Annotated in this window: 18 protein-coding genes; 14 read left to right on the top strand and 4 right to left on the bottom strand. The window is 65.9% G+C overall.

The window, feature by feature from the left end; translation table 11 throughout:
• Window positions 1-18: 18 nt before the first annotated feature.
• From CHB96_RS22775 to CHB96_RS22765, 3 genes are all read left to right on the top strand, one after another.
• Complete coding sequence (locus tag CHB96_RS22775) at window positions 19-1,161, top strand: 8-amino-7-oxononanoate synthase (RefSeq protein ID WP_176444446.1); 1,143 nt, start codon at window positions 19-21, stop codon at window positions 1,159-1,161.
• Window positions 1,158-1,835 (top strand): dethiobiotin synthase, encoded by a 678-nt coding sequence (bioD, locus tag CHB96_RS22770; RefSeq protein WP_089250568.1) that lies wholly within the window; start codon window positions 1,158-1,160, stop codon window positions 1,833-1,835. Before CHB96_RS22775 ends, bioD begins: the two co-directional genes overlap by 4 nt.
• 88 nt (window positions 1,836-1,923) lie before the next feature.
• Window positions 1,924-2,484 carry a hypothetical protein gene (locus tag CHB96_RS22765; protein ID WP_089250566.1) on the top strand — a complete coding sequence of 187 codons (561 nt, stop codon included), beginning with the start codon at window positions 1,924-1,926 and terminating at the stop codon, window positions 2,482-2,484.
• A 9-nt stretch (window positions 2,485-2,493) separates the two neighbouring features.
• On the opposite strand, the gene CHB96_RS30000 is transcribed toward CHB96_RS22765, so the two are convergent.
• Window positions 2,494-2,673: a hypothetical protein gene (locus tag CHB96_RS30000; RefSeq protein WP_089250564.1), complete on the bottom strand. Its 180-nt coding sequence runs from the start codon at window positions 2,671-2,673 to the stop codon at window positions 2,494-2,496.
• A 115-nt stretch (window positions 2,674-2,788) separates the two neighbouring features.
• Here CHB96_RS30000 and CHB96_RS22755 point away from each other — a divergent pair, with 115 nt between their 5' ends.
• From CHB96_RS22755 to CHB96_RS22715, 9 genes are read left to right on the top strand one after another with little or no spacing between them, the layout of a single operon-like run.
• Window positions 2,789-3,469, top strand: a complete 681-nt coding sequence (locus CHB96_RS22755; RefSeq protein WP_089250562.1) for an alpha/beta fold hydrolase — start codon at window positions 2,789-2,791, stop codon at window positions 3,467-3,469.
• A gap of 36 nt (window positions 3,470-3,505) precedes the next feature.
• Window positions 3,506-4,000, top strand: a complete 495-nt coding sequence (locus CHB96_RS22750) for a DUF1707 SHOCT-like domain-containing protein (protein ID WP_245866063.1) — start codon at window positions 3,506-3,508, stop codon at window positions 3,998-4,000.
• Window positions 4,001-4,059: 59 nt separating this feature from the next.
• Window positions 4,060-5,382, top strand: coding sequence for a glutamate-1-semialdehyde 2,1-aminomutase (gene hemL / locus CHB96_RS22745; RefSeq protein WP_089250560.1), 1,323 nt, complete (start codon window positions 4,060-4,062; stop codon window positions 5,380-5,382).
• On the top strand, window positions 5,379-6,047 hold the full coding sequence (locus CHB96_RS22740) for a histidine phosphatase family protein (protein WP_089250558.1): 669 nt from the start codon (window positions 5,379-5,381) through the stop codon (window positions 6,045-6,047). The genes hemL and CHB96_RS22740 overlap by 4 nt, the downstream gene beginning before the upstream one ends.
• A complete protein-coding gene (locus CHB96_RS22735; protein WP_089250556.1) occupies window positions 6,040-6,633 on the top strand; it encodes a TlpA disulfide reductase family protein in 594 nt (197 codons plus the stop codon). Before CHB96_RS22740 ends, CHB96_RS22735 begins: the two co-directional genes overlap by 8 nt.
• Window positions 6,630-7,451, top strand: a complete 822-nt coding sequence (locus tag CHB96_RS22730; protein ID WP_089250554.1) for a cytochrome c biogenesis CcdA family protein — start codon at window positions 6,630-6,632, stop codon at window positions 7,449-7,451. Before CHB96_RS22735 ends, CHB96_RS22730 begins: the two co-directional genes overlap by 4 nt.
• Complete coding sequence (gene resB, locus CHB96_RS22725; RefSeq protein ID WP_089250552.1) at window positions 7,448-9,073, top strand: cytochrome c biogenesis protein ResB; 1,626 nt, start codon at window positions 7,448-7,450, stop codon at window positions 9,071-9,073. The genes CHB96_RS22730 and resB overlap by 4 nt, the downstream gene beginning before the upstream one ends.
• 3 nt (window positions 9,074-9,076) lie before the next feature.
• Window positions 9,077-10,045, top strand: coding sequence for a c-type cytochrome biogenesis protein CcsB (gene ccsB / locus CHB96_RS22720; protein ID WP_089250550.1), 969 nt, complete (start codon window positions 9,077-9,079; stop codon window positions 10,043-10,045).
• A 59-nt stretch (window positions 10,046-10,104) separates the two neighbouring features.
• Complete coding sequence (locus tag CHB96_RS22715) at window positions 10,105-11,130, top strand: MinD/ParA family ATP-binding protein (RefSeq protein ID WP_089250724.1); 1,026 nt, start codon at window positions 10,105-10,107, stop codon at window positions 11,128-11,130.
• Window positions 11,131-11,157: 27 nt separating this feature from the next.
• On the opposite strand, the gene CHB96_RS22710 is transcribed toward CHB96_RS22715, so the two are convergent.
• Together CHB96_RS22710 and CHB96_RS22705 are read right to left on the bottom strand one after the other, a co-directional pair.
• On the bottom strand, window positions 11,158-11,358 hold the full coding sequence (locus CHB96_RS22710; RefSeq protein ID WP_089250548.1) for a hypothetical protein: 201 nt from the start codon (window positions 11,356-11,358) through the stop codon (window positions 11,158-11,160).
• Between the two features lie 100 nt (window positions 11,359-11,458).
• Window positions 11,459-11,671: a BldC family transcriptional regulator gene (locus CHB96_RS22705; protein WP_068427505.1), complete on the bottom strand. Its 213-nt coding sequence runs from the start codon at window positions 11,669-11,671 to the stop codon at window positions 11,459-11,461.
• Window positions 11,672-11,904: 233 nt separating this feature from the next.
• Here CHB96_RS22705 and CHB96_RS22700 point away from each other — a divergent pair, with 233 nt between their 5' ends.
• Window positions 11,905-12,225, top strand: coding sequence for a DUF4229 domain-containing protein (locus tag CHB96_RS22700; protein WP_089250546.1), 321 nt, complete (start codon window positions 11,905-11,907; stop codon window positions 12,223-12,225).
• Window positions 12,225-13,322: an L-cysteine desulfhydrase Cds1 gene (gene cds1, locus CHB96_RS22695; RefSeq protein ID WP_089250544.1), complete on the top strand. Its 1,098-nt coding sequence runs from the start codon at window positions 12,225-12,227 to the stop codon at window positions 13,320-13,322. Before CHB96_RS22700 ends, cds1 begins: the two co-directional genes overlap by 1 nt.
• Here cds1 and CHB96_RS22690 read toward each other — a convergent pair.
• Window positions 13,302-13,610, bottom strand: a complete 309-nt coding sequence (locus CHB96_RS22690; RefSeq protein WP_089250542.1) for a hypothetical protein — start codon at window positions 13,608-13,610, stop codon at window positions 13,302-13,304. The two genes, cds1 and CHB96_RS22690, sit on opposite strands and share 21 nt — an antisense overlap.
• Window positions 13,611-13,630: the final 20 nt, after the last annotated feature.

Here is a 13,630-nt window from a genome sequence, read left to right as displayed (position 1 = left end):
CTTGAACGCTGTTCAAGTATGGTCGTGCTCGTGGCGACACTCGACTGGTTGACCGGCGCAGCGCGCGAGCGAGCAGACCGTGGGCTGCACCGAACTCTGCGAGCGCGAGCAGCGTCGGAGAACGTGATCGACCTCGCGTCCAACGACTACCTCGGCCTGGTGAACCACCCCGACGTCGTCGACGCGGCCTGTGCGGCAGTACGGGCATTCGGGACAGGTGCGACGGGATCGCGCCTGGTCACCGGCACCACGACGCTGCACGATCAGCTGGAGTCCGACCTCGCGGACTTCGTGGGCGCAGAGTCCGCGCTCGTCTTCTCCTCCGGGTACACGGCGAACCTCGCCGCCGTCGCGGCGCTGTCCGGCCGGGGATCGCTCGTCCTGTCGGACTCGAAGTCGCATGCATCCCTCGTCGACGCGTGTCGACTCTCCCGCGCGCGCGTCGAGATCTACGACCGCACCGACCTCGTCCGCGTCGAGACGCTTCTCGCGTCGAGAACCGAGGCCAGGGCCTTGCTCGTCACCGACTCGGTCTTCAGCGCCGATGGCGACCTCGCGCCGCTGGTCGAGCTCCATGCGTTGTGCCGCAAGTACGAGGCTCTTCTCGTCGTCGACGAAGCCCACGGCATCGGTGTCAGAGGGTCGGGTGGTCGTGGCCTGGTGCACGAACTCGGCCTGGACGGTTCGCCGGACATCGTCGTGACCGCGACACTGTCGAAATCGCTTGCGTCGCAAGGTGGTGTCGTTCTCGGCCCGACGGCTGTCCGCGATCATCTGATCGACACTGCCCGGCCGTTCATCTTCGATACCGGGCTCGCACCCGCGGCCGTCGCGGCAGCGTCGGCGGCGCTGACGGTGCTGAGGAACGAACCCGAGCGGGCGTCTGCAGTCCGCGAACGCGCCGCACGGCTCGCGGCGATCGTCGGTGTGGACGCGTCGGAATCCGCCGTCGTATCCGTCGTTCTCGGGGACGCGGACACCGCCTTCAGGGCAGCCCAGGACGCGCGTGAACAGGGCGTGCACGTCGGCTGCTTCCGGCCGCCGTCCGTCCCGGCGGGGACGTCACGGCTTCGGTTGACTGCGCGAGCGAGCCTGACCGAGGCGGAACTCGGACGTGTCCAGCAGGTTCTCGGGTCGATTCTCGCCCCCACCGCGGCATGACGATCGTTCTGATCTCCGGCACGTCGACCGACGTCGGAAAAACCGTGGTGACCGCAGCCCTCGCGGCGACCGCATACGCGTCGGGCAGATCGGTTGCGGTGTGCAAGCCTGCGCAGACGGGCGTCCGAGACGGCGAGCCGGGCGACCTGGCCGACATCGAGCGGCTCACCGGCATCGACGACCTGCATGAATTCGCGCGATACCCGGATCCGCTCGCCCCGAACGTTGCTGCGAGACGGTCGGGACTACCGGAACCGGTGCTCGACGACGTCGTGCACCGCATTCGTACGATCGACGCCGACGTCGTGCTCGTCGAAGGTGCCGGAGGCCTGCTGGTGAGGTTCGGCGGCTTCACCGTCGTCGATCTTGCGCGGGAACTGGGCGCCCCGGTCGTCGTCGTGTGCAGCGCAGGCCTCGGCACACTCAACCACTCGGAGCTGACGACGTCCGCCCTGGCCGCGGCGGGTGTGCGCTGCGCGGGCCTGGTCATCGGTTCGTGGCCCGCCGAACCGGACCTCGCGGCTTCGACGAACCTGTCCGAGCTCCCCGCGGTCACCGGCATCCCGCTGATCGGACGCGTACCCGAGCGGGCGGGGGCGCGCACCCGCGAGGACTTCATGTCGGAAGCCCCGTCGTGGTTCCCGCAGGCCGACGTCGCGCTGTTGTTCGGGTGATCGGCCGAATCCCGTTTGTCGAAAGCTGCGTCGGGTACTCGAAATCTCGACTGGACAGTCGTTCGATAACGAGGTTGGGGAGTCACACATGGACACAGCACTGTGGATAATCATCGCGGTCGTCGTCGTACTCATCGTCGTCGCGGTCGCACTCGCACTGTCGCGTAAGCAGCAGACCGCCAGACGCGCCGAAGCAGGAAAGATCCGTGAGAACGCGGCCGAGCGCGCGCACGACGTCGAACGCCGCCAAGCGATCGCCGACGAGAGCGCAGCCAAGGCGCGTCGCGCAGAAGCCGACGCCGAAGCCAAGGCCGCCGAAGCACGTCGACTCTCGTTGCAAGCCGAGACCCACCAGGGCGACGCCGCGACGTCACGAGACGAAGTCGATAGCGAATTCGCTCGCGCGAACAAGATCGATCCCGACGTCAAGACCGGGCGGGATCGCGACAACACGAACGCCGTCCCCGGAGGAACCGAGGTTCACCACGACAACACCGGACACAGGCACGCCGGAGACGACCGGACCGACCCGAACCGCGCAGTAGATCCGAGCAGGGTAGATCCGAACCGCGTGGACCCGAACCGCGCTGTAGATCCGAACCGCACAGCCGATCCGAATCACGTCGGTGAGCACCGCCGACCCCAGTGAGAAGGTGAGTCACAACCCGCGTCGTCGCAACTGATTGCCCACCCGTCGAAGTTCGTTCTCCGCCCGGAGTACGAACTCGGCGGGTGCGTTGGTTTGAATGGCTTCTCTGCGTTCGCTTTTCAGTCTCTCGTAGAGACTGCACAGTTCTTCCGAGTTCATCTCGGTGATCGAAGTCCGCGATGCTGTCATGACGATGACCTCCCGACACCCTCACCGGAATCCGAGCCTGGACCTCGGGCGCCGATTACTCCAAACTTACTCGCAGACGGCAGGGGTATCCATAGCTCTTCGAAGGGAATCTCCGATGGGGACGTTCGTTCTGATTCCAGGTGCGGGTGGCGACGGTCGATACTGGAACCGTGTCGCAGCCGAACTCACCTCACGCGGCAACGACGTTGTGGCCGTGACCCTTCCGGCCGGTGGCGACGCCGGACTGTCGGACTACGCCGATGTCGTGGTCGCGGCGATCGGGGAACGCACACGCGTCGTTCTCGTCGCGCAATCGTTCGGAGGTTTCACGGCGCCGCTGGTAGCACTGCGTGCCGACGTCGCGCTGATCGTTCTGCTGAACGCGATGACTCCGAAACCGGGCGAGGCGGCCGAACAGTGGTGGGCCGCGACCGGATTCGAGCAGGCGCGCGCCGAACAAGCGCTGCGCGACGGGCGTGATCTGGCAACCGAGGACCTGCTCGCCGACGCATTTTTCCACGACGTCCCGGCCGATGTGGCGAGTGAAATGCTCAGCGGCGAAGCGACCGGTGAATCCGACGTCCCCTTCACGATGCCGTGGCCGCTCGACGCCTGGCCGGACGTCCCGACGCGTGTACTGCACGGCACCGAGGACAGGTTCATACCGATCGAGTTCCAGCGACGGGTCGTCGGCGAGAGGCTCGGTTTGGACGTCGATGCCATGCCCGGTGGTCATCTGCTCGCGTTGTCGCAGCCGGTCGAACTCGCGAACCGTTTGGAAGCGTACGCGCGGTAACCTGGCAATTCGGACATGAGGGAAGGCGCTTCATGAGTGACAGGGATCTTCATGGGTGACATGGAACGGTTCGACGAGACGTCCCGGCTGCGCGTGGGTACCGCCGAACGTGAGGACACGGCCCGGTTCCTCGGTACCGCGATGGCCGAGGGCCGGCTGACGATGATCGAGTACGAACAGCGTCTCGACGCCGTCTGGACCTCCTCGACGCGGGGAGAACTGGCGAAACTCACGAACGACCTTCCGGTGCCGAAGCCTGCCGATCCGCCCGCCGAGTCGGCGAGTGCCAAGGATTGGCGTGAGTACTTCGACGAGTGGCGCTGGTGGTTCGGCGGCGCGATCATCATGACCGGCATCTGGGGCTTCCAGTCCATCTCCGACGGCGAACTGAACGGGTACTGGCCTGGATGGCCGCTCGGAATCTGGGCGCTGATCCTCGTCGCGATGATCTTCATGCCCGACGACAAGGACGACGACGAGGACGAAGACGACGAAGAGGACAGCAGGAAGAAGCGCAAGAAGAAGGATTGACGGGCTGATTATTACGCCCTGTAGTTGGCAGTATCGGCAAACCTGGGACACTGGGGGTCGTGACTGTTTCCACCGGCTCCGAGCCCGAAGTTTCGGCCCAGCTGTTCGAGCGCGCGAGCGCTGTCATCCCGGGTGGTGTCAACTCCCCGGTGCGCGCGTTCCACTCCGTCGGAGGAACGCCTCGGTTCATCACCGAGGCCAGCGGATACACGATGACCGACGCCGACGGAAACAAGTACGTCGACCTCATCTCGTCGTGGGGTCCCATGATCCACGGGCACGCGCATCCGGCCATCGTCGAGGCCGTCCAGAAGGCCGCATCCACGGGCCTGTCGTTCGGTGCTCCGACGGAGCGTGAAATCGCGCTGGCAGAGGAGATCGTTCGCCGAGTCGGTCCCGTCGACCAGGTTCGTCTTGTGAATTCCGGCACAGAAGCGACGATGACTGCGGTGCGTCTTGCGCGCGGCTTCACCGGGCGCACCAAGATCGTCAAGTTCTCCGGCTGTTACCACGGCCACGTCGACGCGCTGCTCGCCGACGCCGGATCCGGCCTCGCCACGTTCGGACTCCCGACGTCGCCCGGCGTGACCGGGGCACAGGCGTCGGACACGATCGTGGTTCCCTACAACGACCTCGCTGCCGTCGAAGCGGCTTTCGCCGAGAACCCAGGCCAGATCGCGTGCATCATCACCGAGGCCGCCGCGGGCAACATGGGTGCGGTTCCACCGGTGCCCGGCTTCAACTCCGGTCTACGACGCCTGGCCACCGACAACGGTGCGTTGTTGATCATGGACGAGGTCATGACGGGCTTCCGTGTCAGTGCCGCCGGTTGGTACGGCATCGACGGCATCGCCGGCGATCTCTACACGTTCGGCAAGGTCATGAGCGGCGGTCTGCCTGCCGCTGCGTTCGGTGGCCGCGCCGACGTCATGGCCTACCTCGCCCCGGCCGGACCGGTCTATCAGGCGGGCACGCTGTCCGGTAACCCCGTCGCCGTCGCGGCGGGCCTGACGAGCCTCCAGCTTGCCGACGCCGCCGTATACGAGAAGCTGCAGAAGAACTCCGAGCGCCTCGGCGGCCTGCTCGGCGATGCCCTCACCGAGGCAGGCGTTCGCCATCACGTCCAGTTCGCGGGCACTATGGTGAGCGTGTTCTTCTCGGACGGACCCGTCACCGATTACGCGGGCGCCAAAGCTGCGGAGACATGGCGATACCCCGCGTTCTTCCACGGGCTGCTCTCCCGAGGCGTCTATCCGCCACCGAGTGCCTTCGAAGCGTGGTTCGTGTCCGCGGCACTCGACGACGCCGCGTTCGAGATCATCGCCGACGCCCTTCCCCACGCAGCCCGCGCAGCGGCCCGAGCAGAAGCAGGAACCAAGTGAGCAGCCCCGAGTCGAGCGAGTCTCATCCGCACCAGTCGACGCGGACCATCGTCCACGTTCTGCGGCACGGTGAAGTGCACAACCCCAAGGGCATTCTGTACGGACGGCTTCCCGGATTCCGGCTGTCCGTCGCAGGGCAGGCGCAGGCGACGGCCGTCGCGAACGCGCTCGCCGGGCACGACATCACTCATGTCGTCGCGTCGCCGCTGCAGCGTGCGCAGGAGACCGCCGCGCCGATCGCCGCAGCGCACGGTCTGACGATCGGCGAGGACGAGAACCTCATCGAAGCCGGAAACGACTTCGAAGGTCTGCGGGTGTCCGTCGGCGACGGCGCGCTGCGTCGGCCTCGGCACTGGTGGAAGCTGCGCGACCCGTTCACGCCGTCGTGGGGTGAGCCGTACCTGCAGATCGCGCATCGTATGCTCGCCGCCGTCAATGCGGTCCGCGTCGCCGCGGTCGGTCACGAAGCGGTCGTCGTCAGCCATCAGCTGCCGGTCTGGACGCTGCGACGCTTCTTGCAGGGCGATCGTCTGTGGCACGACCCGCGGCACCGTCAGTGCGGACTCGCGTCGCTGACGTCGCTCGTCTACGAGGGCGACACTCTCGTCGACATCGTCTACTCCGAGCCCGCCGGTGCAAGCGACCCGAGGGTAACCGGTGCGTAAGGTCGTTCTGTCCCTGTCAGCCGTCGCACTGGTCCTGTCCGGATGTGCGACGGGTACCGACGCCGTCGCGACGGGCGGAACATTCGACTTCGTCTCGCCCGGCGGGCAGACCGAGATCTACTACGACCCGCCGTCCGACCGCGGCACCATCGGCGAGTTGTCCGGACCGGACCTGATGGACGAGGGCAAGACCACCTCGCTCGACGAGTACGAGGGCAAGGCCGTCGTGCTGAACGTGTGGGGCCAGTGGTGTGGCCCGTGCCGCGGCGAAGCCGACGACCTGGAAGAGGTCTTCGAGAACACCAAGGACCTCGGTGTGCAGTTCCTCGGCATCAACGTCCGCGACAACGCCCAGGACAAGGCGCAGGACTTCGTCATCGACAACAACGTGACGTACCCGTCCATCTACGACCCACCCATGCGCACGCTGTCCGCGCTCGGCGGCATCCCGACGTCCGTCGTGCCGACGACGATCGTCCTCGACAAGCAGCACCGCGTCGCCGCGGTGTTCCTGCGTGAGCTCCTTGCGCAGGATCTGCAGCCCGTCGTCGAGCGGGTCGCGGGCGAGGAGTCCGATCAGCAGTGAGCACGACGGTCCATCTCGCCGGCATCGGCGAGGCATTCCAGACGACGGCAGCAACAGGGCCCTTGGTCCTGGCACTCGGTGTCTGCCTGCTCGCCGGGCTCGTCTCGTTCGCGTCGCCGTGCGTCGTCCCGCTGGTACCGGGTTACCTGTCGTATCTGGCGGGCGTCGTCGGCGCCGACGCGCCCGCGGTGACGGCATCGGAAGCGGCGACGACGAAGGTTCGGACATCGAGTCGACTCAGGGTTGCGTTCGCAGCGGGCCTGTTCGTGCTCGGCTTCACCGTCGTGTTCGTGCTCGCCACCGCGACGGTCTTCGGCGCGATCTCGGTGCTGTCGGTCAATCGCGACCTGCTCATGCGCATCGGCGGAGTCGTCACCATCGCGATGGGTCTCGTGTTCATCGGATTGGTACCCGCCCTGCAGCGCGACGTCCGATTCGAGCCTCGCCGCGTCGGTAGCCTGCTCGGCGCCCCGCTGCTCGGCGGCGTGTTCGCGCTCGGCTGGACGCCGTGCCTCGGACCGACTCTGGCGGGCGTCATCTCGCTCGCCGCAGGAACCGAGGGTGCGACGGCGGCGCGTGGAGTGGTGTTGATCGTCGCGTACTGCCTCGGACTCGGCTTGCCGTTCGTGATCCTCGCATTCGGCTCGGTGAGCGCTCTTCGCGGAGTCGGCTGGCTTCGCACCCATGCACGACAGATACAGGTGTTCGGCGGAATCATGTTGATAGCAGTAGGAATTGCACTCGTCACGGGTGCGTGGGACGTGTTCGTGAGTTGGGTTCGCGACGCCTTCGTGTCCGATGTGGTGCTTCCCATATGACGGATGTGGAGGAGCGGGCCGAGCAGAAGCCGCCCAGGCAATCCGTTCCAGGGCGCGCAGTTGCATTGGTGCGCAACACGTGGCGCAGTCTCACCAGCATGCGCACTGCGTTGGTGCTGCTGTTCCTGCTGGCGTTCGCGGCCATCCCGGGCGCGCTCGTGCCGCAGCGCAGCCTCAACTCCGGCAAGGTCGACGAATACATCGCGGCCAGGCCGACTCTCGGCCCGATCATGGACAAGCTCGAACTGTTCGACGTCTTCTCGAGCTTCTGGTTCACCGCGATCTACGCGCTGCTGTTCATCTCGCTCGTCGGCTGTATCGTTCCGCGATGCATCGAGCACGCGAAAGCATTGCGCACCAAGCCTGTTCCGACGCCACGTAATCTCTCGCGACTGCCGCATCACCGCACCTACACGTCCTCCGAATCCACCGACGAGACCGCTACGAAAGTGGCTGCGCAGCTTCGTGGTTGGCGAGTTGCACGTCGTGAAACCGGTGGCGAGGTCACTCTCTCCGCGGAGAAGGGGCACCTGCGCGAGTTCGGAAACCTCGTCTTCCACCTGTCGCTCGTCGGACTGCTCGCGGCCATCGCGCTCGGCAAGCTACTCGGCTACGAGGGCAACGTCGTCGTCATCGCCAACGACGGACCCGGCTTCTGCAGCACGTCACCCGCTGTGTACGACGGGTTCCGCGCCGGACAACTCGTGGACGGCACGAACCTCGAGCCGCTGTGCATCCGCGTCAAGGACTTCAAGGCGGACTACCTCGACAACGGTCAGGCCGAGATGTTCACGTCGAACATCGAGTACCAGGCGAACGACGACCTGACGAACAACACCTGGCGCGACGACGTGCTGCAGGTCAATCACCCACTGCGCGTCGCGGGTGACCGTGTCTACCTGCAGGGCCATGGATACGCGCCGACGTTCACCGTGACGTTCCCCAACGGCGAGACCCGCACCGAGACCATCCAGTGGCAGCCGACCGACGCGACGACGTTCCTGTCCAGCGGTGTGCTGCGTATCGATCCGCCCGGTGGCCTGTACCCGGATGCGACCGAGCGTCGTAAGAACCAGATCGCGATCGAAGGACTGTTCGCGCCGACTGCGTTCTTCCACGGCAACCTGCTGTCGTCGAGCTACCCGGCCATGACCGATCCGGCCGTCGCCGTCGACATCTACAAAGGCGACACCGGGCTCGACACCGGCTATCCGCAGTCGCTGTTCTCGCTGAATCAGGAAATGATCAACCAGGGCAGGCTCGTCAAACAGGACCGAGTGAACCTCAAGCCGGGGGAGACGTCGACGCTGTCCGACGGCACGACGGTCCGCTTCGACGGCGCCGAGGAGTTCGTCAACCTGCAGGTGTCGCACGACCCCGCGCAGACCTGGGTGCTCGTGTTCGCGCTGACCATGATGGGCGGACTGCTGGTCTCGCTGATCGTCAAACGGCGTCGAGTGTGGGTCCGACTTCACCCGGAATCGGACACACGACGTACTGTAGTAGAACTCGGTGGGCTCGCCCGTACCGATCAGGCGGGCTGGGGAGAAGAGTTCGACAGGCTCTGCGACAAGCTGATCGGTGATGTGAAGACCGTGAACACGAACAAGCAGGAGAACTGACCGATGCCGATCAACGAGACACTGTCGCACTACAGCGACTTGTCCTTCGAGTCCGCGTTCACGATCTACGTCCTCGCATTCGTGCTACTCATCGCGCAGTACGCGTCGGTGAAGGCAACGAAGGTGCAGGCACGCGAGCTCGTCGGTAGCGGTGCACCCGTCACGTCGAAGACGGTTCCGGGTCGAGTGGCCGAGACGCCGAAGCGACCGCTGTCCGAGCGTCTGTCCGGCATGGGCTTCGCACTGCTGATCCTCGCGCTCGTGCTGCACGTCGCAGCCGTCGTGCTGCGTGGGTTCGCGACGCACCGCTTCCCCCTCGGCAACATGTACGAGTTCGTCACGATGGCCACCGCGGCCGCGACACTGACGTCGATCGTGCTGCTGCGCAAGCGATCGATGCGTCCGATGCTCGTGTTCGTCCTGGCACCGATCATCGTCCTGATGTTCCTCGCCGCGACCAAGCTCTACGCCGACGCGGCACCCGTCGTTCCCGCACTGCGGTCGTACTGGCTCCCGATCCACGTCACCATCGTCAGCGTCGGCAGCGGCATCCTGCTGGTGTCGGGCGTCGCGAGCCTGCTGTTCCTGCTCCGCATCAAGCAGCCGGCAGGCGAGGAGAGCCGCGGTTTCTGGGGCCGATTCGCATCCCGTCTTCCCGACGCCAAATCCCTCGACCGGTTGGCGTACAAGACCACGATCGTCGCGTTCCCGCTGTTCGGTGCAGGCGTCATCCTCGGTGCCATCTGGGCCGAAGCAGCCTGGGGCCGGTTCTGGGGCTGGGATCCCAAGGAGACGATGTCGTTCATCACCTGGATCGTCTATGCGGCGTACCTGCACGCCCGCGCGACGTCCGGCTGGCGCAACACGCGCGCGGCGTGGATCAACATCCTCGGCTTCACCGCGATGCTGTTCAACCTCTTCATCATCAACATGGTCGTCTCGGGTCTGCACTCGTACGCAGGTCTCAACTGAGGTAACGTCCGGTCGGTATTTTCGACGCGATTGGGGGATCGCTCGTGGCCGAATGGCAGATGAAGTCGTGGCAGCCGGTGGGTTCCGGTGAGCCGCAAGAGTCCGGGGCTGACCGGCTGCCGCCCGTAGTGCAGTCGTCGGCGCACGATCTGACCAACGCGCTGCTGGTCAAGAAAGTCTCACCGCCCCCGCTGTCGGGTTGGCGCCGTTTTCTGTACGACGCCAGCGGCCGACGCGTCAACGTCGGTAACAGCGCCCGCGACGAACGACGCCGACGTCTGACCAACCAGGTCGATCGCCACCTCGTCGGCTGCTACCGCATCTCGGTTCTCAGCCTCAAGGGTGGCGTCGGGAAGACCACGACGACGGCGACCCTGGGCTCGACGTTCGCAAGTATTCGCGGTGACCGCGTGATCGCCGTCGACGCCAACCCGGACCGCGGCACGCTGAGCCAGAAAGTGCCGTTGGAGACGCCCGCGACCGTGCGGAACATGCTGCGGGACATCGACAGTCTGTCGCGCTACAGCGACGTCCGCGGCTACACGTCACAGAACCGATTCCGGCTCGAGGTGCTGGCATCGGACGCCGATCCCGCGGTGTCGGAGGCGTTCAGCGGCAGCGACTACGACCAGGCCGTCACAGTGCTCGAGAAGTTCTACAGCATCGTGCTGACCGATTGCGGAACCGGATTGATGCACTCGGCGATGGACCGCATTCTCGACGGGTCCGACGCGCTCGTCGTCGTCAGCTCCAGCTCGGTCGACGGAGCCCGCAGCGCGTCCGCGACGTTGGACTGGCTCGACGCGCACGGTCACCGCGATCTCGTGCAGTCCTCGGTGGCCGTCGTCAACGCGGTGCGGCCGCGTGCAGGCAAGGTCGATGTGGAGAAGGTCGTCGAACATTTCGGTCAGCGGTGCAGACAGGTCGTGGTCGTGCCGTTCGATCCGCACCTGGAGGAAGGCGCCGAGATCGACCTGAGCAGGCTGCGTCGCGGGACGCGTCAGGCGCTGCTCGAGCTCGCGGCTGCCGTCGCCGACGGTTTCCCCAGCACACGCCCCGACAACGCAAAAGCAGCCCGCTCGTAGAGAACGGGCTGCTGGTTGGGGCCAGGTCTATTCGGTCGGATCCGGTGAGCTGGTGTCCGGGCCGTCCTTGCCGGAACGCTTCGCGTCACGGTTCATGCGCCACAGGAATTCCGGGTCGTCGTCAGGGCCGAGCACCTTGCCTGCGGGTGCCTGACCAGTGGGTCCGAACGCCTTCCAGAACAGAACGACAACTGCGATCAAACCGATCAACGCCAAAAGATAGATCACGACGCACCTCCTCATACGAGGGTAGCCGCGTGGGGATGCCGTTGGCACCCCACGCGGCTCGCAGTTTCCTGAGAATCCGGCCCCAGCGTTGTGCTGTGGGCTAGCGGTGGCCTGCCTCGGTGGTGAGCGACGTGAGCAGCTGCATCACCTCGGCCTCACGGAAGCGGCGGTGGCCTCCCGGCGTACGAAGCGATCCGAGACGTCCTGCATGTGCCCAGCGGGTCACGGTCTTCGGGTCGACGTGGAAGAGCGCAGCGACCTGCCCGGGGGTGAGCAGTGCGTCTTGAGCCTTGTGCAGTGTTGGTGCGCTCATCTGGTCGTGTCCTCCTGCGTGCTGTGTCACGGCGTGCTGTGTCGCGGGTGTGATCCGCCTACGTGCGTATTTGCCGTGACATGAATGAAACAACTTTCGATGTCGAAGCCCATGGTGGCACTCGAACCCCTAGGTACTCGACTGATCTAAAGTTGGTAAAGGGGAGGTAATAGACAAATCGGATAAGTCAGGCGGTCCGAATTGCGTCCGATCGGGGCGGTAACCTGGGGTTCGTGAACGAACGCAATGCCAAGCCCGTGCCCACCGCGACCAAGGGGCAACTGTTCCGTGACGTCGCGCTTTACTCGGGGGCCCGGCTGTTGCTCGTCGTCGTCATCGGCGCCGCGATCGTCGGCATCGGCCTGCTCGTCGGTGTGAAGGTGCCCGTTCTCGTCGCCGCTGTGTTCGCCGTCCTCATTTCGTTACCTCTGTCGCTGGTGCTGTTCAAGTCGCTCCGCATCCGCGTCAACCAGTCCATCGCAGGTGTCGACGAAGGGCGACGTCGGGCGCGCGCCGATCTGCAGGCGAAGCTGCGCGGCGAGGACGGGCGGTAGTGTCTCGCGTCGTCGACCATTCGGCATCCCGTGAGTGGGTGGACAATGCGGTCCGGTTGATCGACGCCGACGCGCAACGCAGCGCCGACACCCACCTGCTGCGGTACCCGTTACCCGCCGCGTGGGGCGTCCAGTTGTATCTCAAGGACGAGTCGACGCACATCACCGGCAGCCTCAAGCATCGACTCGCGCGATCGCTGTTCCTGTACGCGATCTGCAACGGATGGATCACCGAGAACACCACGGTCATCGAGGCGTCGTCGGGATCCACCGCCGTCAGCGAGGCGTACTTCGCTCGTCTGCTCGGGTTGAAGTTCGTCGCCGTCATGCCGCGGAGCACGTCGCCTGCCAAGGTCGCGCTGATCGAATCACATGGTGGGCGTTGCCATTTCGTCGACGACCCGGCGGCCATGTACACCGAGGCGCACCGGCTCGCCGCCGAACCCGACTCGCACTACATGGACCAGTTCACCCATGCCGAACGTGCGACGGATTGGCGCGGCAACAACAACATCGCCGAATCCATCTTCGAGCAGATGACGCGCGAGGAGTCCCCGATCCCTACGTGGGTGGTCGTCGGCGCGGGCACCGGCGGAACGAGCGCCACCATCGGTCGCTATATCCGCTACCGGCGTCACGCGACGCGGTTGGCCGTCGTGGATCCGGAGAACTCGGCGTTCATCGGTGGGTACGACACCGGTGACGCAGGCTTCTCCACCGGGAAGCCGTCTCGCATCGAGGGGATCGGCAGGCCCATCGTCGAACCGTCGTTCGTCGGGCAGGTCATCGACCGAATGATCGCGGTGCCCGACGCAGCCTCGGTCGCTGCCGCTCGGCACGCGTCGACCGTGCTCGGCCGACGCGTCGGCGGGTCGACCGGCACCAATATCTGGGGAGCGTTCGGGCTGATCTCCGACATGATCGCCGACGGGCGCGGCGGCAGCGTCGTCACGTTGCTGTGCGACGGCGGCGAGCGCTACGCGGGAACGTACTTCGACGACGACTGGGTCGCCGGGCAGGGGATGGATCTGACCGGCCCGACAGCGGCGTTGGAGGGGTTCGCGCGGACCGGGAAGCTATCTCGTCAGAATGACTGACGCTGCGGCGGTTGCTCCCGCAGCGACGCTGACCGCGGGCCATGCGCCGATCTTCTTCGCGAGCGGATGCGAGGCACCGAAACCCACGAGGTAGGTGCCGAGCAGCGCACCTGCGACCTTCGGCCCGGCTGCCTTGTTCCACGACGCGGTGCACGCGACACCTGCCGCAGCGAGAACGGCCCCGCCCAGCTGCCGGTTCTTCGTCTTCTGTGCGACGGCGAATCCGCCGAGCAGACCTCCGGCTGCGAGTGCGGACGTGGCGAGCTTCGTGGTGGTGTTCCGAGCCATGGGCTCGAGCCTAGTGGTTC

Source organism: Rhodococcoides kyotonense, from assembly GCF_900188125.1.
In the GTDB taxonomy this organism is placed as follows: domain Bacteria; phylum Actinomycetota; class Actinomycetes; order Mycobacteriales; family Mycobacteriaceae; genus Rhodococcoides; species Rhodococcoides kyotonense.
This window is presented reverse-complemented; position numbering and strand designations above follow the sequence as displayed.